Genomic DNA, 20046 nt, shown 5'->3' on the forward strand with positions numbered 1-20046 from the left:
CTCACGGAACTCCGGATCGAACTTCCGTCGCTTCTCCGCCATGACTCCCAACTTCCCCTGCAGTCACGGTCTTCACGCTACGAGGGGAGGGACACTGGCCAACTGAAGAACTGAACACGGGGGCTCCTGCTTGCATCGGCACGATCACGGTGAGACGGCGCGGCAATGCGGCCGTATAGAAGGAGAAGGCACCCACCTTGCACGACCTTGCCGGAGGTAGCTCACCGTGGCCATCACCAAAGCCGCCCCGACCGGACCGGGTCCCCGGACGCGGCAGCCACAGGCCGGCGGGGAGCCCGGCCGACGCGGCCAGGAGGGCTGGCACTTCAACTCCTCCCTCGCCCTGACCATGCTCCTGCTCGTCGTGGTCGTCATGCAGGGCCCGATCCGCCGGGCGCTGGCCACCCCGGTGATGCAGAGCTGGATGACGGTGTTCGTGGCGATGGTGGTCCAGGCGCTGCCGTTTCTCGTCTTCGGCGCGCTGCTGTCGGCGGCGATCGCCGTTTTCGTACCGCCGTCGTTCTTCGCCCGCGCCCTGCCCGGCCGAACCGCCCTCGCCGTTCCGGTCGCCGGCGTGGCGGGTGCGGTGCTGCCTGGCTGTGAGTGCGCGTCCGTTCCGGTGGCCGGCGCACTGGTGAGAAGAGGTGTCACACCGGCCGCGGCGCTCGCGTTCCTGCTCTCCGCCCCGGCGATCAACCCGATCGTCCTGACCGCCACGGCCGTCGCCTTCCCACGCGACCCGCGGATGGTCCTGGCCCGCTTCCTCGCGAGTCTGCTGGTGGCCTGTGTGATGGGCTGGTTGTGGCAGCGCCTCGGCCGCACCGACTGGCTGCGCCTGCCATCACACGCGGAGCACACCGGCCAGAGCAAGGGGGAGCGGTTCTGGGGGTCGGTCCGGCACGACATGATGCACGCGGGCGGCTTCCTGGTCCTCGGCGCAATGGCCGCGGCGACGCTGAAGACAGCGGCTCCGGCGAGCTGGCTGCGCATGGCGGCCGGGAATCCGGTGCTTGCGGTCCTGGCCCTGGCGGTCCTCGCCGTACTGCTGTCGATCTGCTCGGAGGCGGACGCGTTCGTGGTGGCGTCGCTGACCCAGTTCTCGCTGACGGCCAGGCTGACGTTCCTGGTGGTCGGCCCGATGATCGACTTGAAGCTGTTCGCGATGCAGGTGGGCACCTTCGGCCGCGGCTTCGCGCTGCGCTTCGCCCCCACCACCTTCGCCCTCGCCATCGCGGGCGCGGTGCTGACCGGGGCGGTGCTGCTGTGAACCGGCAGGCACAGGCGGCGGTCCTGTTCCTGGTCGGCGTGGCACTGCTGCACGCTGGCCTCACTGACCTGTATCTGCGCTACGTCAAGGCGGGCCTGCGCCCGCTGCTGCTGGTGGCCGGCGCGCTCATGGCTGTGGCTGCGCTGGCGACGGCCTGGTACGAGTGGAAGCGCGCGCATCGGAAGGAGCGGGGGTCCGACACCGGTGACGACGACCGAGGGCACGCCCACCGCGAGCCTCGCACCTCCTGGCTCCTCGTCCTCCCCCTCTTCGCCCTCATCCTCGTCGCCCCGCCGGCTCTGGGTTCCTACAGCGCGATGCGCACCGGTACGGCCCTGCAGCCACCGTACGGCTACTCGAAACTCCCGACGGGCGACCCGGTACCGATCAGCCTGGTCGACTACGCGGGCCGCGCGTTCTACGACCACGGCCGTTCCCTGGGAGGCCGCAGCGTGCTGATCACCGGTTTCGTCGCCGTGGCCCGCTCCGGAACCCCCTACCTCGTCCGCATGTCCCTCAACTGCTGTGCCGCGGACGCCCAGCCGGTGAAGATCGGTCTTACCGGGAATGTCCCCCCGGTCCTGCAGCCGAACGCATGGCTGGAGGTGACGGGCAGGTACACCGCGAAGCGGACCCGGGACCCCATGAACAACGGTCCGATCCCCTTCCTCCAGGTCACCGCGGCCAGACCGGTGCCCACGCCCCACGATCCCTACGACGAGACCTGGAACAACTGAGCGGTGTCTGAGCAGATCCGCGCGGGACGGACACCGGCTTGACCATCACAAGCCTGCGATGTGGGTAGTCGAAGGATGAACCATGGGACCGGTTGAGCACTGATCGGCAGTCCAGGACGAGTCGGGTCTTCGGTCGCCTCTGCTCAGCCCCAGGAGATCCGGCGGTGCCGCGCGCGGTGAGCGGAGTTGTCGCTTCCTCCTGGGTGGGTGCGTACTGTGTCGGATGTTGATCACCGATCGGGCCTTTCAGCAGGCCCGGATAAGGGTGAGTCCGGTGAAGAAGTTCATCGGTGCAGTGCTGGCTGCCGCATTCGCCGTTACCGCGCTCGTCGCCATGGGGACGAGCGGCAACAGTCGCAAACCTAGGGCTCCTGACGTCTGAGTCAGGAGCCCTAAGCTGCTCGGGGATCAGAGCAGGAACTTATCGGCTGACGAATACGTGATTCCCGATTGCGTGAGGTCGTCAGCTCGATGGCCCTTCTATCCCTGCGCTGCCACCGTCGTTGACATCTTCACGATGACCCGCTGATTACTCTCTTCGAAAACCGGCAATTGCACGAGTCCAGTTCCAATATTGTTGAACGGGATCCTGATGTCCACACTGCCCAGGTCGTCGTCGGGGCCGAAGGTGTCCTGTTCGCCCACGTGGCCGGTGATCTGCAGGAATTCTCCGTTGAAAATGTCCAATTCGGCGGAACTCTCCACGATGAACGCTGTTCCTTCTACGATGTCCTGGGCGTTGTCGCCTGACCTGTCGAACAGGTTGAACGACGCCAGGGGAACGACTTCCCCGATGTCGGGGTTGAAGGCGAGGCGTGCGACATCGAAACGGCCAAAGACTTCCAGCTCGTTTCCGGGATCGTCCCCCGTGTTGTCGTTGAGGAGGTTGTGCAGCTTTACGACGACTTTCTTGAAAGCCATTTTCATCACCTTATCTCGATCGAAGTCGATGCTTTGCTTGGCCACCCACAAGGGTGGATGGGCTGCCGATCGGCGCTATGCGCCTTCGACAGTAGGACTCATGTCCCGTGAAACGCGCCATCCTGGCTTTTCTGGATGGTGCGGGCGGGCCACTTGGTCTGCGTGAACCCGTGCTTCAAGTAGGCCTGAGGCGAGCAGCCCCGTCATGCGACTGAATCTCGGGACTTGACAGGCCGCCTGCCCATCCGGGGCGGGCGGCAGGGCTGCTGCGTTCTGAGGCAGTGAGAAGGAGTATGGCGAGTGCGTGCTGGTGGGAGAACTTGAGCGCCTCGGCTGCCCCGATGACGCTGCCCGCTTGGCCGGGCCGCGCCCTGGTCGTCATGGGCGGCACCGCCAGGGAGACGCGGGCCCCTGTAGAAGGTGGAGACTTGGTCCGCCGAGGCCCTGGCCGGTGACGACCTGCCGCTACGACGACGACTTCGTCCGCTACTTCAGGCAGGGCCAGTACGACGTCACGGTGTACGAGGCGAAGACCGGCCGCAGGCTTGGCACCACGAAGGTGGTGGGGGACGACCAGTTCAAGTGCCTGGCCCAGGGAGACGTTCTTCCAGGAAGAGCCCCAGTCGAAGACCAAGTGGCTGGCCCCCTCCCTCCCGGCGTTCCGAAAGGCCCTGACCCCTTGGGTGAACGCAGTGAAGTCGTAGGCGCGCGTCCGTGGAGAAGGTGGCCGGGCTGTAACGAGCTTGGGATCCTGAGCCAGAGTGGCGGCCGGCCGGTGACGTGGACAGAGCCGCGCGGGTTCGGTGAACCGCTCCGGGTCTGATGGAGGCCGCCGATCGTTGCAACACCCTTTCTTTCGCCGTGCATTGACTATCACTGTCATTGCAACCGCCAGTTGCGTAGCTGACCAGCGCAAATAGCACGGTTCCGAGGAGCTCGCCGTTGACTGGCATTTTGACTCGTACCTAACGTTCGGCTCCGATCGCCGAACAGGGGTGTCAGGTGGTCTCCCAGGGAGAAGCGAGGTGGCAGCGCGGCCAAGGTCGGGGCTTCCACCCTGATCGTGGACACGGGTTGTCATGCGGCGATGGCCAGCGTAGTTGATCTCTGTTCGAAGATGGCCGGGGCGAGGTAGCCGATCGCCGAGTGCCTGCGCTTGTGGTTGTAGTAGCCGAGCCAGCCGAACACCGCGAGGCGGGCGGCTCGTGCGGTGGGCCAGCCGCGCCGGCCGGGCAGGATCTCCCGTTTGAGCGAGGCGAAGAACGACTCAGCGGCCGCGTTGTCCGCGCTCGAGCCGACGGCCCCCATGGACCGCCGGATTCCAGCGGTGCGGCAGGCATCGGCGAACGTCTTCGAGCCGTACTGGGCTCCGTGATCGCTGTGGAAGATCACGCCGTTCACCTGGCCGCCACGGGTGCGGACGGCCATGTCCAGGGCGTCGGTGACGAGCTGGGTGCGCATGTGGTCGGCGATCGACCAGCCCAGCAAGCGCCGCGAGTCATCCAAAGCGCCTATGAACTGCCCGGCGGCGGCAATGGGCGGACGGTCGCCATCACTGTCGCCTATCACGATCCGAACCTGGAGAGTGATCTGGCCGTCTACCGCCGCCAGTTCCACCTGCCCCCGTGTGTCAAGGCCAACGGATGCCTGCGCGTGATCAATCAGTTCGGTGCGACCGCGCCGCTGCCGACCACGGTTGACCCCGGCTGGGCGCTCGAAGAGTCATTGGACGTGGACGCCGTCAGCGCGGTCTGCCCGCACTGCAAGATCCTGGTTGTCGAGGCCAACAACAACCTCGTCGTCGGCAGCCTGCTACCCGCGGTCGACCAGGCCGTCGCCCAGGGCGCGAAGTATGTCTCCAACAGCTGGGCCACCCCGGAGCGACCAGGCGAGGTCACGCTCGACTTCCACTTCCGCAACCACCCCGGCGTCGCCTTCGTCTTCGGCTCGGGCGATCTCGGAGGGCAGGTGTTCTACCCTTCCGCCTCCCCCTATGTCACCTCAGTGGGCGGCACCTCGCTGTACCGGGCCAACAACCGCCGCGGCTGGGCCGAGACCGCCTGGAGCGGCAGCGGAGTCGGCTGCTCTCTCTACGAACCCAAGCCGCCCTTCCAGGACGACGCGATCTGTCCTGTCAACCGCACAACCGCCGATGTCTCCGCAGTCGCGGATCCGAACACCGGTTTCGCGGTGTACGACACGACACCCACCATCTTCGGCCTCACCGGCTGGCAGATCGTCGGCGGCACCAGCCTCTCCACCCCCCTGGTCGCCGCCACGTACGCTCTGGCCGGCACGCCCGCACCAGCCACCTACCCCAACTCCTACCCCTACGCGCAACGCCGGTACTTCCACGACATCCTTACCGGCTGCGCCGGCGCCTTCTGCGCGCGCCCGGGATACGACGCACCCACCGGCATCGGCACACCCCACGGCGTCCGCGGCCTGCGAGCCCCAGCGTGGGGATACAGCCGCGCGGACCGTGTCGCATCGGCCGCAGGGCAGAGGTGAGTCAGGCGACGCGGGTGACGTTGGATCTTGTGCGGCCGGTTGGTTGATCCGGTAGTTCAGGCTGCTTGTCCGAGCCGAGATGGGCGCGTGACCCGGGCTCTTTTCGTCCCGGTGAGGCGGCGGGTCATCAGGTTGATGGCCGCCCAGGTGATCAGGGCCCCGCTGTGCTGGGGGAGGCGTTCGTAGTCGCGGACCAGGCGGCGGGCGTGCATGATCCAGCCCAGGCTCCGCTCCACGACCCAACGGCGGGGCAGGACGACGAACCCGGTCGCGTCCTTGGGACGGGAGACCGTACGAATCGTCAGATGCAGGAAGTCTCTTGCCCATTGGGCGAGCTGGCCGGCGTAAGCGGAGTCCGCCCAGACCACGGTGAGTTCGGGGTGCATCAGGCGGAGCCGGAAGAGGACCTCGCGCCCGGCGTCGCGGTCCTGGACGTCGGCCGGGGTGACCATGACCAGCAGCGGCAGCCCTTTCGTGTCCACGACCAGGTGTCTTTTCGGTCCGTTGATCTTTTTGCCCGCGTCGTAGCCGCGGCTGTCCCTGGCGACGGTCTCCGCAGCCTTGACGGACTGGGAGTCGATGACGGTCGTGACGGCCTGCGGGGCTCGGCCCACGCCTTGGCGGATGCGACGCCGCCGCTGGTCACGGATGACGCCCAGCACCCCGGCGGCGGCCCACTTCGCCAGAAAGCCGTAGACCGTGCGCCAGGGCGGGAAGTCCCGTGGCAGGGCCTGGTACTTGCAGCCGGAATCGACGAGGTACCGGATCGCGTCCACGATCTCGCGGCGGGGCCACTTCTCAGGGCGTCCGCCCTTTCGGCTCTGGCAGGCCGGAGTGGGCAGCAGGGGCTCCAGCAGCGCGACCAGCAGGTCGAGGTTGGATTCGACGGCGGCGAGCTGGGTGACGACGTAGGTGATCCACTTGTCGCGCGGGTGCAGGGCGGCGTGCGGGGCGACGGTGCCGGTGATGAGCCGGCGTACTTCGACGAGGCGCTCGTGGATCTCGCCGATCTCGTAGGTGCGCGGCACCTCGGGGTCTCCGCTGAACCGGTAGCACTCGGCCAGCGTCCACACCACGGGCGGCCAGTCCTTCTCTGCGGCCTGGTCGCGCAGCATCGCCAGCCCGGAACGGGCCTGGCTCCTGGTCAGTTCGGTCGCTCTCGTCAGCTGCGGCAGCGTCAACCCGATACCCTGGACCTCGAACAGCACCGTGCGAATGCGGTCGGCGTGGGAGCGGGCCGCATCACCCCTCCGCCGCGGGCGCCCCTTGCGGCGTCTGGCCTTGCGGGGCCCGGCTACTCACCCCTGATCAGCCGCTCAAGCTCGTTGTCGATGTCGACCTTGCCGGTGTCGACACGGCCCTAACTGATCGTTTCAGAATGCGATGCGTAGTCGTCTCAAGCAGATGATGCTGCAGGCGAGTTCGAGGAGTCCTTGGTGGAGGTCGGCGCGTATCTCGTAGCGGATCCGTAGGCGTTTGAATTGGTGAAGCCAGGCGAAGGTGCGCTCTACCACCCAACGGGTCTTGCCCAGGCCGGAGCCGTGCGGAGTGCCGCGGCGGGCGATCTTCGGTGTGATGCCCCGTTTGCGGATAAGGTGCCTGTACTTGTCGAAGTCGTAACCGCGATCGGCGAACAGCCTCCGCGGCCGGTGCCGTGGCCGGCCCCGCAGTCCCCGAATACGGGGAATGGCATCCAGCAGCGGCATCAACTGGGTGACATCGTGTCGGTTGCCGCCGGTCAGCGACACGGCGAGCGGTGTGCCGTGCCGGTCGACGATCAGATGGCGCTTGCTGCCCGGCCTGCCCCGATCGACCGGCGAAGGCCCGGTGTGAACCCCCCTTTGAGAGCTCTGACATGCGAGCCGTCCACTGCCGGTCGTCCATCTCCAGCAGACCGGACCTGCGGAGTTCAACCAGCAACGTCTCGTGCAGGCGGGGCCATACGCCGGCCTCGGTCCAGTCCCGCAGACGGCGCCAGCCGGTCACCCCGCTGCAACCGATCCGCTCGGCCGGGACGTCCCGCCAGCTCCCCCCCTGCACAGCACGTAGACGATGCCGGCCAAGGCAACGCGGTCGTCCACCGGAAGCCTTTCGGGGAAGCGGCGCCGCCGCGGCGGACGGGTCGGGAGCAGCGGGACTATCCGCTCCCACAGATCATCAGGAACAAGATCGTCAGGCACCCCGCAGACCCTGCTCGATGCCGCCCTCAACTACCAACCACCACACCGAACTCATTCTGAAACGATCAGTAAGGAGCCCAGGGCTGATGGCAGACGTGGCCAGGACTGCCGGGTGCAGGCGATGTGGATGGATGTCTTCCAGAGGACGCTGTGGTTGGGGGGTGCCTCGCTCGTGGCTGCGAGAGGGGCGCGGGCAGCGCTGATATTGAGCTTGAAAGCGTGATGTCGTTGCAAGGAGGCGGCCCGGTCGGTCCGGGGCCGCCTCCTTGCGTGTTGCGCTGCGGCCGGTCGTTGTCGGCTTGGCCTAGGCGTCGAGGGACTTCGCGGCCTCACGGATCACATCGAGGACGAAGTCGTGATGCGAGAGCATGGGAACGTGGCTGCTGTCCACGGGACGGATTTTGGCGCCCATGCGCTCGGCGGCGGACCGCTCCAGGTCGGGGTGCACGGTGCGGTCGTTGTTGGCGACGATGTACCAGCTTGGCTTCGTCCGCCAGGCGGTGCCGGGAACCTGCTGGTTGAACAGGTCTGCCACGGGCACAGCGCCCGTCGCCAGGACGAGCTTCTGCTCCGCTTCCGGGAGGTCGCCGCAGAAGTGCGGGACGCCTGAGGGCTTGAGCCACACGCGGCCGTCAGCGACGTCGATGTGCTCGAAGATGGGCGTGCGGGGGAATTTGTCCTGCTGTTGCTGCGATGTCTCGTCCTCGGCCGGGGCGAGCGCGGCGATGTACACCAGAGCGCCGACGCGGTCGTGGGTGCCCGCTTTGGTGATCAGGGTCCCGCCGTAGGAGTGACCGACCAGCACGATCGGGCCAGGGACGTGGTTGAGCGTGAAGTTGACGCACGCGACGTCGCTTTCGAGCGAGTCGAGGCCGTGCTGTGAGGCGAACACCTCGTGCCCTTCAGCCTGGAGCGTGGGGATGAGCTTGTTGAAGCACGACCCATCCGCCCAGAGTCCGTGGGCGAAGACAATGCTGGGCTTGCCCGCCATGCCATTTCCTTCTGTGGAGAGATTATATATGCAATATTGCACCATATTGCACGCTCGGTACCTATTTTTGTGTGATGGCCAGGCGTGTTGCCCCATCCCAATCGTTGGGCCTACGAGGTTGAACCGGTTCTCGTGGTGGTCATGTGCTGATGATCAGGCCCGTTTCAGCGAGGCAGCCGTCTATGAGGTCGCCGAGGTACTGGATGTGGCGCAGGCCGCGTCGGATGCGCTGGATGAGGTGTTCTGGCGTGCTGAAAGCGACGTTGGAGAGCCAGCCCCGCCGCAGCAGGGACCAGATACCTTCGACGGGGTGGAGGCCGGGCGCGTAAGGCGGCAGGTAGTAGATGGTCAGCCAGTCGCGCCAGGCGGCGAACTCCCGCAGCCCGGCGGCCTTGTGGACGTTGAGGATGCCCCAGATGAGCACGATCGGCCGCCGAGTTGCTGGTGGGCTGCGATCAGCAGGTCCCGGTAGTCGCGCCAGGAGAAGCTCTTACGCCCGTCGCGTCGGTCGTCGTCCCGGCGTGGCCGGTAGATCAGCCGGGATCGGTGGCCGGGTGTGTAGCACGTCAGCACCGCGATGGAGATCCGTCTGCGGGAACGGCCCCGCACCCGCACCACCGGGGTACGCCCACGCTGCGACCAGGTCTTGGCCTGCGGCGGCGTCATGGAGAATCCGGCTTCGTCCTCGAAGACCAGCCAGGTTCCACGGGCCGCCGCGAGTCTTCCGCGCAGGGCCACACCTCCTTGATCCAGCCGGCCATCGCGTCCTCGTCCCGCTCCATCGCGCGTCGGGCCGGGACCTGGCAAGACCAGCCGTTACGCAGCAGGAGTTTCCGAACGCCCTGAATCGTGTAGGCCAGGTGGAAACGCCGCCCGATCACCGTCTTCACGCGACTAAGGGGCCAGCGTTGGTCCTCCCCGCCGTGCGCGGCCGGTCCCTTGGACAGCTCCGCCTCCAGCTGAGCGAACTGCTTGTCGCTCAGCCTCGGCAGCGACGCCGGCCCCTGCGACCGCAGAGCCGACGCACCGCCCTCCTCCCACGCCTGCCGCCACCGCTGCATGGACCTGACACTGACGCGTAGGTCCTTGGCGATCAGCGCACTCGCCTCACCTCGGGCGAACCGCTCGGCCGCCTTAAGCCGCAACTCCTCACGGAACTGCCGCCGTTCAGCGGTAGGCCCGCATCCCTGTGGATACCGCATCCCGTGGTGGTACCGCACGGACGACAAGCCGTCAGCACCTACGACTCCACGAGTTCAACCTCAGTAGCCCAAATGGAGGTCGGGTGTCGGAGGCAGGCAGTAATGTCCGTGCTCGCCGTCGATAGGAGAGCCGTGAACTCGCAGGATGACTGGTCGGCAGTCCGGGAACGCGTCATCGCATTGGAGGAGGCCGAGCGTCGGGCCCGTAGCCGTGGGCCGTCTCGATACCCGACGTTCGAACCTGTCCTGACTCCCGCCGAGATCGCCGAGGTGGAAGCACAGTTCGGTGTGGCGCTCCCCGACGAGTACCGAACGTTTCTGGCGGAGGTCGGGGCCGGCGGCCCCGGACCGGCCCTCCAGCTCACCTCGTTGCGCCGAATCGACGGGAAATGGGGATGGGCCTGGGACGACGACTATCTGGACGACTACCGCAAGGTCTTCGGCGACGCCGGTGACGACGTCTGGCACCTGGAACGCAGGCGGGGTGCGATTCACATCAGCGACAACGGATGCGGGATGACCGGCTGGCTCATCGTTGTCGGCCCGCACCGCGGGGAACTCCGTGACCGGGACTGTGCGGTCAACCCGCCCTTCGAGCCGCACGTTGATGCAAGGGGAAACCGCCACACCTTCCGCACCTGGTACCTCGAGTGGCTTGAGCCACGCGAGAGGGCAACTCGATCATCAAGGGACGATGATCCTGGACCGACCAATGCATTGCCGACGACGACCACGCACGCTGCGAACCCGCGCCGACACCATGCTTACGACAGGTCGCTTGGCCGGGCCACAGCGCTCCTTCCCTTGAAGGGAACTGCACCCAACGCCCATCGGATCCCACTTATTGAGCAGATCAGCCGTCGGTGGGCGAAGATTGAGGCGGTGCGCAGTCGGAGGCGAGCTGATAGGTCGCGTTTGCGGTCTTTTCGAGGAGACCTTGCAGGGCGTCCAGGTCGGGTTAGCAGCACAGCAGCCCCGCTCATGCCCAGCGTACAAAAGGCCGTACTTGATGGGGAAACGCCGCCTCGCGACTGTGACCCAGCGCTCCAGTTGGCGGATGAGCGCTTGAGTTGGCGGGCTGAGCTCTTCGTGGCCTACCTGGCCGGCGGGGTGCGGGTCCTGGCGCGGCGGGGCGTGCCGGTCCGGGGCGTGGACGGGAGCGGGGCGATTGCCTTGACCATGCGCAGGACGGGGGCGGTCTCCAGACTGCGGATCGCTTCCACGGCCCCCACCTTCTCGATGAGATAGCGGTGCAGTGCTGTCGGGTCGGGGCACAGGACCTCGGCGACCAGGTTGCTGGGGCCCGTGACGGCGGCCACGTAAGCGAGTTCGTGGTGCCCGGCCAGGATCCGGGCGACGTGTTCAAAGTGGGCGGGGGCGACGGCCATCCACAGCATTGCCTGTGTGGTGACGCCCAGCAGGGTGTTGTCGAGCTCGACGTCGAAGAAGAGTGCGCCGCCGGCCCGTAGATCGGCCAGCCGACGTGCGATGGTGGCGGCCGACCAGCCGGTGGCCGCAGCGAGGTCGGTGAGGCTGGCACGGCCGTCGCGCTGGAGGGCGGCGAGCAGGTCGCCGTCGGCCGGGGTGAGGGCTTGCTGCGCGGGACGGGCGGGCCCGGTGGCGGGCACGAGGCGGCGGCGCTGCTCGGCATCGAGGCTCTGTGCGCGTCCGGGTCAGGCGGTGGGTCCGCCGAGGTAGGTGTGCAGCACGCAGTGTGCGGAGACGGCGGTGATGCCAGCCGTGCGCGGGATGTCGTGCAACAGCAGCGCGTGCCCAGCCTGGCCGTCGGCGGTAGGTGTGTGCACGAGCGCGACGATCTCGGTGCCGCCCGAGGCCAGCACGACCCAGGAAGTGTCGGCGCGGCGTGCGAGCGCGGCCGCGAGGTCCTGGGCGGCGTGCGGGCCGGCGGTGAGCCGCAGCAGCCACTGCGTGCGCCCGGCCCGGTGAGGGTCGGCCAGGCCCACCACCCGCAGCGACGCCTCGGCGCACAGCCGCCGGTAGCGGCGGGAGACAGTCTGTGTCGAGACGCCGAGGACCTCGGCGATCGTGCTGAACGGCGCCCGGCCGTCGATGTGCAGGGCGTGGATGAGGCCGCGATCGATGTCGTCCAGCATGTGAGAATCATGCACTCTGGACGGAAACGTGGAAAGTCTGATCACTATGTCGGCAAGAGTGGAAGCGGGATCGCGCCTCGGCGCACCGTCGACCCATGCGTTACGAATCCACGACACCCCATCCGCACCGCTGGGCCGCGCTGGCGGTGCTCCTGCTTGCCGAAGCGATGAACCTCCTCGACGCCACCATCATGACCGTCGCCGCGCCGGTGATCCGCGCCGACCTCGGCGGCTCGGACGCGGTCATTCAGTGGTTCAGCGCCGCCTACACCCTGCCCTTCGCCGTCTTCCTGATCACCGGCGGGCGCCTGGGCGACATCGTCGGCCGCCGGCGGATCTTCCGCGCTGGCATGGCCGCCTTCACCCTCGCCTCGCTGGCATGCGCGCTGGCCCCGTCCACTGCGGCATTGATCGCGGTACGGGCCGTGCAAGGGGCCGCTGCGGCACTCATCATCCCCCAGACCATCGGCATGATCCGTGCACTGTTCGACGGCCGCGAGCTGGCCCGGGCCATGGGTTGCATCGGCCCCGTCATGGGACTGGCCGCCGTCACCGGTCCCGCGCTCGGCGGCGTGCTCACCCACGCCGATCTCTTCGGCTCCACGTGGCGCGCAGTGTTCCTCGTAAACGTTCCCCTCGGCGCCGCGGTCCTGCTGGTCAGCCGCCTGCTGCGTGAGGACCGCGCCGTCGGGCGGCCGCGTCTGGACCTCACCGGTACGGCGCTGGCGGTGCTGGGCACAGGTCTGGTCATCTATCCCCTGATTCAGGGCGGAGCGGTGGGGTGGCCGGGCTGGTGCTGGGCGTTGCTGACCGTCGGTGGCGCACTGCTGGTCGGCTTCGCTCTCCACCAGCGCTGGCGCGGGCGATACGGCCGCAGCCCGCTGGTCGAGCCGAGCCTGTTCCGCGAGCGCGGCTTCCTCGCCGCCCTGATCGCGTCCGTGTTCTTCTTCGCCGTCATCAACGGACTGATGCTGGTGATCGTGGTGCAGCTGCAAGTCGGCCTGCACAGCGACGTGCTGACGGCGGGCTTCACCCTGCTGCCGTGGTCGGTCGCTATGGCACTGTCGTCCTGGGCCGCCGGCGCCTGGCTCGTACCGCGATATGGGGCCCGCGTCATGATTGCCGGCCTGCTGGCCCTGCTCGTCGGCACCGTGGCTGCGGCGGTGGTGTACGGCACCGGTCGGCCCGACGCCTACCCGTGGCCGCTGCTCCCGGCGCTGGTAGTGGCCGGGTTCGGCCAGGGCCTGTACGCCGTGCCGTTCTTCACCACTGCCCTGCACCACGTCCGCCCGCACGAGACCGGCTCAGCAGCCGGCCTGCTCAACGCCGTCCAGCAACTCGGAGGCACCCTGGGTGTCGCCCTGCTCGGCAGCATCTTCTTCCACATCACCACCACGTCCGGTGCTCCCGCGCAGGAGAGCACCGCGCTGACAGGCGCCCGGAACGCCTTTTGCGTCGCGGCCGTGCTGATCCTCGCCACGGCTGCCGCCACGGCCTTCATGCGTCCGCGCCAGCAGCGGAGTAACCCACCCACCGGTCCTACCCCAGGACATGAGCTGGCGGCGCAGCACAGCTCTCATGGGTGAGCGGGCGGGCGGAGCTTGACGCATCGGAGCCAGACCGTGCGGCATCGCGCCGGGCCCTCTCCCTTCTCGATCCTCCGACGCGTTCTCAGCCCCAGCAGAGCCGATCACCGTGGCATCGCGTACCGCTCGCTGTACGCCGGACAGCTGCCAGTCACCCTGCCCGCCAACCAGAACGCTCAGCCTGCCGACTTCGGGTGACTTGGCCGGTGCGCGGGCATGGAAGAAGGGCCTCTTGGTAGCTCGCGGTTGTCGAACCCAGCGAGAAGCAAGAGGCCCCGTTGTCGAAGTGTCGCGTGGTCGCGGTCGCCGAGTCCAGTTCGTCCACCCGTGGGTGGGAATGTCCCGCTCGCAGGTTCGGCAACGCGGGTTCGTTGATGAGCACGAGACGGCAGCCGAGCGTGCAGAGCAGGTCGCGGACCTTGTTGGTGACCCCGACCTGGCTGAAGCGCGACGGCAGCGGCAGGCCGATGAACCGGGCGACCTCGATGGCCAGCATCTTCGGGGTGGCGCCGACGGGACGGTGACGTGGACGGCTGGCAGCGAGTCCGATGGGATCTCGCTGCGGCGGCGCCCCGACTGTTCGTAGTTCCTGCCCAGTTGCGTGATGGCGGTGGTCTTCCCGGTCCCAGCGGGGCCCGAGACGATCAGTCCGCGGCGGGCGGAATGCTCGTGCCGGTGAGCAGGATGCGCCTGGGGCCGGTCGCGGCGACGTGGCGGATCGTCGGGGTGCAGATAGTGACGAGTTGCGCGTGATACTCCTCCCGGGCCTGGTCGTAGGCAGTTCGTTCCGCCTCGGCGAGCTGTTGCAGGGCAGCGGGCGGCAGGACAGTCGGCGGGGTAGTGGTCTCCGTGACGAAGGCGGTCCAGCCCTCCTTGGACGTCAGCGGGTGGTCGACTTGTTCCGGCTCCAGGAAGTGCGTCATCAGCGGCTCCCGTCGGTGAAAGCGTCGAACACGCCGAACGGGATGACCCGGGCGACCTCTTCCTCGCCTTCTGGTTCAGGCCAGCAGCGCACCCCGGCAGCTGACGCAGTGCCACGGTTTCATGCTGAGGCCAGAGACCTTCGCCGAGTTGGCGAACCAGGACGCCGGCACAGGAGGCGATGAGTCGCTGGTGTCTACAGCGGCGCGGGGGAGTACGTCCACACCGTGCCCGCCGACTCGACAGAGCGGGTCCTCACCTTCCATATCACGCGTTGCCCCATCGGGGACCCGGATCTGCCCGACCCACGGAGCGATCACGAAGGGCCGCCACCGTCCGCTGCCGCGCCACGAGGACATAAACCGACCCGGGGCGGCGGGCCCCGTTGTCTGAACACCGGCTGCGTCCGGCCCGATGACCGGGCCAAGCCGCCTCGTCACTGAACGCAGTGAACGGATTGCAGTACGGCGTACGGCGTGACGCCACAGACATCAGCCAAATATGATGGATGTGTCTGCTTTTATGGCAAATGAGAGGTTCCATCATGGATGGAATTGCCGACATGGGAGGCACCCAGGGCTGGGGACGCGTTCATCCACCGGATCGCGAGGAGCGCGTCTTCGCGCAGGACTGGCAGCGCAAGGCATTCGCGCTGGCGATTCTCTCCAGCCGCGTTGCCTGCGGCGGCGTCAACACGGATGCCTTCCGGCACGCGTTGGAGCGCCTGGACCGTGCCGCCTACCTGGACGACGGTTACTTCGGGCGATGGCTCAACGCCGGAGAACTGATGCTCACCGAACACTCCATCCTGGCGCCCGGTGCGGTCGAAGCCCGCGCCCGCAACCTGCACGGCGAACACGTGGAGGAGCCACCGGTCCCGGAACCTGCCCTGCCCCGGTACACACCCACCGCCGAGGGCTCACTGCGGTCCGTGGAGACCTCACCGACCTTCGACGTAGGCGAGCGTGTACGCGCCAGGAACATGTCCGTGCCCGGGCACACTCGACTGCCGCGCTACGTCCGCGGACACAGCGGAGTCGTCGAGATCATCCAGCCGGCCCATGTGCTGCCGGACACCAATGCACACTTCATGGGCGAGAATCCCCAACACGTCTACTCGGTGCGGTTCGACTCACGCGAACTATGGGGCGCCGACGCCGAACCCTTCACCGTCACCGTGGACATGTACGAGAGCTATCTGGAGACCACCGCATGACCACCACCGGCGGCTCTGACGAGAGCCCTCCCGTCGCGCTGCGCACCGAGGCGCTCGAACAACTACTCACTGAGCGCGGCCTGATCGACCCGAAGGCCATGGACGCGATCATCACCCGCTACGAGACGAGCGTGGGTCCACTCAACGGTGCCAAGGTCGTCGCCAGAGCGTGGACGGACCCCGACTACCGGCGGCGTCTGCTCGAAGACGGCACCGCCTCCATCAGGGAACTCGGCTTCTCGGGACAGCAGGGCGAGCACATCGTCGTGGTCGAGAACACCCCGACCACCCACAACGTCGTGGTGTGCACGCTGTGCTCGTGCTACCCCTGGCCGGTCCTCGGCCTGCCGCCGAGCTGGTACAAGGACCCCGCCTACCGCGCGCGCGTGGTCAGGGAGCCGCGCAAGGTGCTGGCCGAGATGGGACTCACGCTCGACGACGACGTGCAGATCATCGTCCGGGACTCCACCAGCGAGGTGCGCTGGCTCGTACTGCCCGAGCGTCCACCCGGCACCGAGCGCCTCACGGAAGAAGAACTCGTGCCACTGATCACCAGGGATGCGATGGTCGGCGTAGCCAAGGTGGCGACACCGTGAGCACGCCGCTGGGCATCGAGGGCCCGGCAGCACCTCCCCGCTCCAACGGTGAGCTGGTGTTCGCCGAACCGTGGGAAAGCCGTGCCTTCGGCATGGCCGTCACCCTGTACGAGGCGGGCGTCTTCAGCTGGCCGGAATTCCAGACCGCGCTGATCGCCCGGATCACCGCCTGGACAGCCTCACGGGAGCACGGCGAGCCGTACCACTACTACCGACTATGGCTGGGCGCCCTGGAGGACGTACTCGCCGGCCTCAGCGCCGTGTCCACGGACGAGGTCATCACACGCGCCCAAGCCCTGGCACAACGCTCCCCGGGCCACGACCACCGCGACCCCGCGCGTTGACTCCGACGCCTTCCGGACCGACTTCCCTGCTGGCGAGTTGATCCTCCGGGAGTTTTCTGGGCGAGCGAACGCAAAGGCTCCGCTCGGGGCCACCGAAGTCGCCACCCGCGCGCGAGTGGCCGGCGGCCCGGCACGAGGACATGCGGCGACCGTCCCCCCGGCGACCTCAGTGCCCCGCGACCGCTCATCGCGGCAGGCCACGGGGTTCCGTGCATTGCTGCATCAACCGCGGTCACTCAGCGTGTCCTGGTCAGCGATGACTCCGTTCGTTACCGCTGCCCGAGAGCTCGACTTCGTGGCGAATCGTGATCATGAACCGGTATCGACTCATCACGCAGGGTGCAAGTCGAGGCGTTCAGGTACGAATCACGCCTCGGCGCCGACACGCCGTGTCGGATCACGCAAGGCGTTGACCTGCATGATCACGATTTGCCGCAAAGTCGAGTGGCATAGGAGGCGGCGGCGGGCCAGGATCGGCGGCAACGGGAGGTCGCCGTCGGCGTCACCAGGGGGCCAGGCTCAGAGCAAGGCGGGGTTACCGGCACAGTGATCGACACGGACGAGCTAGCCAAACGGAACGCCAGGTTCGCCGAAGGCGGAGCATTTGCCAACCTCAAGCTCATGCCCAGTGGCAGTCTGACGGTCATCGGATGCGTCGACCCGCGTGTCGACCCGTCCGACGTGCTCGGGCTCAAGCTCGGCGAGGCAGCGGTGATCCGCAACGTCGGAGGGCGGGTCACGCCCGCGACACTCCGGACGCTGGGGATGCTCTCGAAGGTCGTGCAGTCCCGCACGGGCGGCCCTGGCCCGGGCGACAACCACTATGCGGTCCTGCACCACACCGACTGCGGGATCACGGACCTGGCCGCGTTCCCCGAGCTACTGGCCGATTACTTCGACGCTCCAGCCGGAGACCTGGACGCCAAGGCGGTCACCAACCCGGTCGCCGCCGTCCGGGTCGACGTCGGAATCCTCAAGCAGAAGCTTCGGGCCGGAGTCTTCGTCTCAGGGCTCGTGTACGACGTGGCCACCGGGCTCATCGACGTGGTCGTCCCGCCCGCGCGGGCGGAAGCATGACACCGAGCGGCGCCTGCGGCCGGTCCGGCCGGAGCGACCGCCGTGGGCCTGCGGCTTGTGCCGGGATCTGCTTCCCTGGCCGGTCGTATCGGCGGGGAGGCGCTTCCTAGCATGTGCGACGATCACGGACACTCGGCGGCCGAGGCGGCGTGGTCAGCGCCTCGCGTCGCGGAGGGACCGGCTGTTGACCCGGTGACGCTGCCCGAGGTCGACGAGGTCAGGGTCACGACGATGGTCGACAACACCTTCGACGCCTTGCTGGCCTCTGCCGAAGGTGTCACCCGGGCGTCGATGGACGCCGGGCGGACCGCCGCGCGGCAGTTCACCTGCGGCGAGACCCTCGCGGGGCTGCGTGCCGAGCACGGCTTCTCCGCACTGGTCACCGTCCAAAGCGGGAACGCGAGCAGCACGCTACTGTTCGATACCGGCGCGTCGCCGGACGGGCTGGCGGTGAACGCCGAGCGTCTCGGCATCGATGTCGGCGGCCTGCAGGGCGTCGTGCTCAGCCACGGGCACTTCGACCACGCGGGCGGCTTCGACGGCCTGGCCCGGCTACGCGGACGCTCAGGCCTGCCGCTGACTGTCCACCCCGCGGTCTGGACCCGCCGCCGCCTGGAACTACCCGCCGGCCAGGGTCTGGAGATGCCCACGCTGTCACGGGGTGCCCTGGAACGCGAAGGGTTCGAGGTGATCGAGCGGCGGCAGCCGTCGTTGCTGGCCGGCGGCATCCTGATCACCGGCGAGGTGGACCGCGTCACCGAGTTCGAGCACGGCATGCCGCAGACACACCAAGCCTGGGACGGGAACGACTGGCGACACGACCCCGCCGTCATCGACGACCAGGCACTCGTCATCAACGTGCGCGGCCGGGGACTTGTCATCATCACCGGGTGCGGCCACGCCGGAGTGGTCAACATCATCCGCCACGCCATGAGACTGACCGGCGTCAGCAAACTGCTGGCCCTCATCGGCGGCTTCCACCTGAGCGGTCCCGCCTTCGAGCCGGTCATCGGCCCGACGGTGGCCGCGCTCACCGAACTCGCACCCGAGCTCATCGTCCCCGGTCACTGCACCGGCTGGCGTGCCCAGCACACCCTCTCCGCAGCCCTCCCGGACGCATGGGTGCAGACCAGCGTCGGAACCACCTACACACTCAGCGCCCCCCAGGCGGCTGATGCCTGATCCCGGCTCAGCTGTCCCGGCTCAAACGGTGTGACAGGAGGTGCAGCGTCGCCGGTACGCGAACGGGCTGCCGGGGGTACCTCGGATGGCACCCGGGGCGGTGCAAGCCGGCCGACTCCCGAGTTTGCGGAGAATTGGGATCACGGGCGAGGCCGGCAGGCTCTCGTCCGGGTGAGTCCGGGTTGACGAGTGAACGGCCGGGCTGGATGCGAAGAACCAGTCGTCGACGTCCGGGGCCTTTGGCGACTCGCCGTGGCGATGGTGGTGTCGTCCGGGTCAGCAGCCAGAGCAGTCCGTCCAGCGGGCCGCCTATGAGCGCGGCGTAGGTCTGCTGGTCCTGGCCGTACACGCGGCCGCGCAGCAGCTGCTCATCGCCGTTCATCCGTCCAGCGTTCCAGCCGCCACCGACAACAGAGGCCGCACGGCGACGGGCCCGGCCTGGACGGCGGAGGCCGGGCTGGCTGTCCGCCGCCCGGGACAATTCCCGACACCGGCCGCTGCCCCCACAGGCCGTTCGGGCCCCGCTGCTCCTTCAGGGGGGACCGGAGCAGGGGGAGCGGGCCCGACCGAGTTGGGCCGCGCCGGGGTGGGCCCGCCCCGGCTGCGCGTTGCCAGCGCCGCGGCGAGGGCGACCGCCACCGCCGCGGCGACCGCCTCCGGGTGGCGGTGCGAGACCGCGCCCTGGCGGGCGGCCTGCTCGGCGACCGCGTCGAGGTCGGCGGCGTGCCAGGCGCCGAGCGGGTCGGCGCGCATGGCTGCGCCGTTGCCCCAGGAGCCCTGGCCGCCGAACTGTCCGGCTACGACCTCCTGCCAGGGCTCGCCCGCGCGCCGATCCGACGGAGCACGTCATGCATCGAGGCTCCGTAGCCGCGGTGCGTGTCGTCGGCGTAGGCTGCCGCGAAGCGCAGGGCGAGGCGGTCCTGGTCGACGGTGCCGCCCTCGGCGAGTTCCGGGACGAGAACAAGCGCCTGGGCGGTGTCGTCACTCCACCGCCACTGCGGCTCCGGGGGCAGTGTCCGCGCCTCCAGGCCTGCCGGCCCGTCCCGGCGCAGGACGCCGAACCAACGGTCACCGAAGGGAAGCCCGTACAACGAGTCCAACACAGCGGTAGGCACGTTGATCATCGGAGCAGTATCACAGCGCGACGGCGCTCCGGCACTCCGTTTTGGGCGCAGACATGCTTCTGATCCGGACACGGCGC

At 68.2% G+C, this 20046-nt stretch carries 17 protein-coding genes and 5 pseudogenes; 10 read left to right on the forward strand and 12 right to left on the reverse strand.

The window, feature by feature from the left end; genetic code table 11:
- The first annotated feature begins 226 nt into the window (after window positions 1-226).
- On the forward strand, window positions 227-1267 hold the full coding sequence (locus ACWD35_RS38945) for a permease (RefSeq protein WP_451356100.1): 1041 nt from the start codon (window positions 227-229) through the stop codon (window positions 1265-1267).
- Window positions 1264-2004 carry a TIGR03943 family putative permease subunit gene (locus ACWD35_RS38950; protein WP_451356101.1) on the forward strand — a complete coding sequence of 247 codons (741 nt, stop codon included), beginning with the start codon at window positions 1264-1266 and terminating at the stop codon, window positions 2002-2004. Before ACWD35_RS38945 ends, ACWD35_RS38950 begins: the two co-directional genes overlap by 4 nt.
- A gap of 480 nt (window positions 2005-2484) precedes the next feature.
- Here ACWD35_RS38950 and ACWD35_RS38955 read toward each other — a convergent pair whose 3' ends face one another.
- Both ACWD35_RS38955 and ACWD35_RS38960 read right to left on the reverse strand, forming a co-directional pair.
- Entirely contained in the window at window positions 2485-2970 is a 486-nt protein-coding gene (locus ACWD35_RS38955) for a hypothetical protein (protein ID WP_451356102.1), read from the reverse strand.
- Between the two features lie 1032 nt (window positions 2971-4002).
- Window positions 4003-4422, reverse strand: a pseudogene (locus tag ACWD35_RS38960) (DDE-type integrase/transposase/recombinase); the annotation flags it as partial.
- Window positions 4423-4578: 156 nt separating this feature from the next.
- Here ACWD35_RS38960 and ACWD35_RS38965 point away from each other — a divergent pair.
- The gene (locus ACWD35_RS38965) at window positions 4579-5436 is read left to right on the forward strand and encodes a S53 family peptidase (RefSeq protein ID WP_451356103.1); all 858 of its coding nucleotides are present in this window, start codon (window positions 4579-4581) and stop codon (window positions 5434-5436) included.
- 104 nt (window positions 5437-5540) lie between these two features.
- On the opposite strand, the pseudogene ACWD35_RS38970 reads toward ACWD35_RS38965, so the two are convergent.
- The 4 genes and pseudogenes from ACWD35_RS38970 to ACWD35_RS38985 all read right to left on the reverse strand — a co-directional run.
- Window positions 5541-6305 (reverse strand): annotated as a pseudogene (locus tag ACWD35_RS38970) (IS5 family transposase); the annotation flags it as partial.
- A gap of 504 nt (window positions 6306-6809) precedes the next feature.
- Window positions 6810-7616, reverse strand: a pseudogene (locus tag ACWD35_RS38975) (IS5 family transposase).
- 304 nt (window positions 7617-7920) lie between these two features.
- On the reverse strand, window positions 7921-8607 hold the full coding sequence (locus ACWD35_RS38980) for an alpha/beta hydrolase (protein WP_451356104.1): 687 nt from the start codon (window positions 8605-8607) through the stop codon (window positions 7921-7923).
- Between the two features lie 139 nt (window positions 8608-8746).
- Window positions 8747-9809, reverse strand: a pseudogene (locus ACWD35_RS38985) (IS630 family transposase).
- A 102-nt stretch (window positions 9810-9911) separates the two neighbouring features.
- Here ACWD35_RS38985 and ACWD35_RS38990 point away from each other — a divergent pair.
- Window positions 9912-10316: pseudogene (locus ACWD35_RS38990) on the forward strand (SMI1/KNR4 family protein); the annotation flags it as partial.
- A 587-nt stretch (window positions 10317-10903) separates the two neighbouring features.
- Here ACWD35_RS38990 and ACWD35_RS38995 read toward each other — a convergent pair.
- On the reverse strand, window positions 10904-11437 hold the full coding sequence (locus ACWD35_RS38995; protein ID WP_451356105.1) for an Lrp/AsnC family transcriptional regulator: 534 nt from the start codon (window positions 11435-11437) through the stop codon (window positions 10904-10906).
- A gap of 45 nt (window positions 11438-11482) precedes the next feature.
- Window positions 11483-11923 carry an Lrp/AsnC family transcriptional regulator gene (locus ACWD35_RS39000; RefSeq protein ID WP_451356106.1) on the reverse strand — a complete coding sequence of 147 codons (441 nt, stop codon included), beginning with the start codon at window positions 11921-11923 and terminating at the stop codon, window positions 11483-11485.
- Window positions 11924-12018: 95 nt separating this feature from the next.
- Between ACWD35_RS39000 and ACWD35_RS39005 the strand changes: the two genes are divergently transcribed.
- Complete coding sequence (locus ACWD35_RS39005; protein WP_451356107.1) at window positions 12019-13509, forward strand: MFS transporter; 1491 nt, start codon at window positions 12019-12021, stop codon at window positions 13507-13509.
- A gap of 151 nt (window positions 13510-13660) precedes the next feature.
- On the opposite strand, the gene ACWD35_RS39010 is transcribed toward ACWD35_RS39005, so the two are convergent.
- A complete protein-coding gene (locus ACWD35_RS39010; protein WP_451356108.1) occupies window positions 13661-14005 on the reverse strand; it encodes a hypothetical protein in 345 nt (114 codons plus the stop codon).
- A gap of 148 nt (window positions 14006-14153) precedes the next feature.
- Window positions 14154-14432, reverse strand: coding sequence for a hypothetical protein (locus ACWD35_RS39015; protein WP_451356109.1), 279 nt, complete (start codon window positions 14430-14432; stop codon window positions 14154-14156).
- A 542-nt stretch (window positions 14433-14974) separates the two neighbouring features.
- Here ACWD35_RS39015 and nthB point away from each other — a divergent pair.
- The 5 genes from nthB (at window position 14975) to ACWD35_RS39040 (ending at window position 18845) form a co-directional block, all read left to right on the forward strand.
- Window positions 14975-15646, forward strand: a complete 672-nt coding sequence (gene nthB, locus ACWD35_RS39020; RefSeq protein ID WP_451356110.1) for a nitrile hydratase subunit beta — start codon at window positions 14975-14977, stop codon at window positions 15644-15646.
- Window positions 15643-16242, forward strand: coding sequence for a nitrile hydratase subunit alpha (nthA, locus tag ACWD35_RS39025; RefSeq protein ID WP_451356111.1), 600 nt, complete (start codon window positions 15643-15645; stop codon window positions 16240-16242). The genes nthB and nthA overlap by 4 nt, the downstream gene beginning before the upstream one ends.
- Window positions 16239-16586, forward strand: coding sequence for a nitrile hydratase accessory protein (locus ACWD35_RS39030; protein WP_451356112.1), 348 nt, complete (start codon window positions 16239-16241; stop codon window positions 16584-16586). The genes nthA and ACWD35_RS39030 overlap by 4 nt, the downstream gene beginning before the upstream one ends.
- 621 nt (window positions 16587-17207) lie before the next feature.
- Window positions 17208-17663: a carbonic anhydrase gene (locus ACWD35_RS39035; protein ID WP_451356113.1), complete on the forward strand. Its 456-nt coding sequence runs from the start codon at window positions 17208-17210 to the stop codon at window positions 17661-17663.
- Window positions 17664-17774: 111 nt separating this feature from the next.
- Window positions 17775-18845 (forward strand): MBL fold metallo-hydrolase, encoded by a 1071-nt coding sequence (locus ACWD35_RS39040; RefSeq protein WP_451356114.1) that lies wholly within the window; start codon window positions 17775-17777, stop codon window positions 18843-18845.
- 378 nt (window positions 18846-19223) lie between these two features.
- Here ACWD35_RS39040 and ACWD35_RS39045 read toward each other — a convergent pair whose 3' ends face one another.
- Together ACWD35_RS39045 and ACWD35_RS39050 are read right to left on the reverse strand one after the other, a co-directional pair.
- Window positions 19224-19598 (reverse strand): ADP-ribosylglycohydrolase family protein, encoded by a 375-nt coding sequence (locus ACWD35_RS39045; protein WP_451356115.1) that lies wholly within the window; start codon window positions 19596-19598, stop codon window positions 19224-19226.
- 44 nt (window positions 19599-19642) lie between these two features.
- On the reverse strand, window positions 19643-19969 hold the full coding sequence (locus tag ACWD35_RS39050) for an ADP-ribosylglycohydrolase family protein (protein ID WP_451356116.1): 327 nt from the start codon (window positions 19967-19969) through the stop codon (window positions 19643-19645).
- Window positions 19970-20046 lie beyond the last annotated feature (77 nt).

This window comes from Streptomyces sp. NPDC002671 (assembly GCF_053592475.1).

Coding starts and splice junctions, on each gene's coding strand:
- ACWD35_RS39040 (WP_451356114.1), top strand. CDS start 17,775: ATGTGCGACGATCACGGACACTCGGCGGCCGAGGCGGCGTGGTCAGCG.
- ACWD35_RS39045 (WP_451356115.1), bottom strand. CDS start 19,598: ATGCGCGCCGACCCGCTCGGCGCCTGGCACGCCGCCGACCTCGACGCG.
- ACWD35_RS39050 (WP_451356116.1), bottom strand. CDS start 19,969: ATGATCAACGTGCCTACCGCTGTGTTGGACTCGTTGTACGGGCTTCCC.
- nthA (WP_451356111.1), top strand. CDS start 15,643: ATGACCACCACCGGCGGCTCTGACGAGAGCCCTCCCGTCGCGCTGCGC.
- ACWD35_RS39005 (WP_451356107.1), top strand. CDS start 12,019: ATGCGTTACGAATCCACGACACCCCATCCGCACCGCTGGGCCGCGCTG.
- ACWD35_RS39015 (WP_451356109.1), bottom strand. CDS start 14,432: ATGACGCACTTCCTGGAGCCGGAACAAGTCGACCACCCGCTGACGTCC.
- ACWD35_RS39010 (WP_451356108.1), bottom strand. CDS start 14,005: ATGCTGGCCATCGAGGTCGCCCGGTTCATCGGCCTGCCGCTGCCGTCG.
- ACWD35_RS38980 (WP_451356104.1), bottom strand. CDS start 8,607: ATGGCGGGCAAGCCCAGCATTGTCTTCGCCCACGGACTCTGGGCGGAT.
- ACWD35_RS39035 (WP_451356113.1), top strand. CDS start 17,208: ATGCCCAGTGGCAGTCTGACGGTCATCGGATGCGTCGACCCGCGTGTC.
- nthB (WP_451356110.1), top strand. CDS start 14,975: ATGGATGGAATTGCCGACATGGGAGGCACCCAGGGCTGGGGACGCGTT.
- ACWD35_RS39000 (WP_451356106.1), bottom strand. CDS start 11,923: ATGCTGGACGACATCGATCGCGGCCTCATCCACGCCCTGCACATCGAC.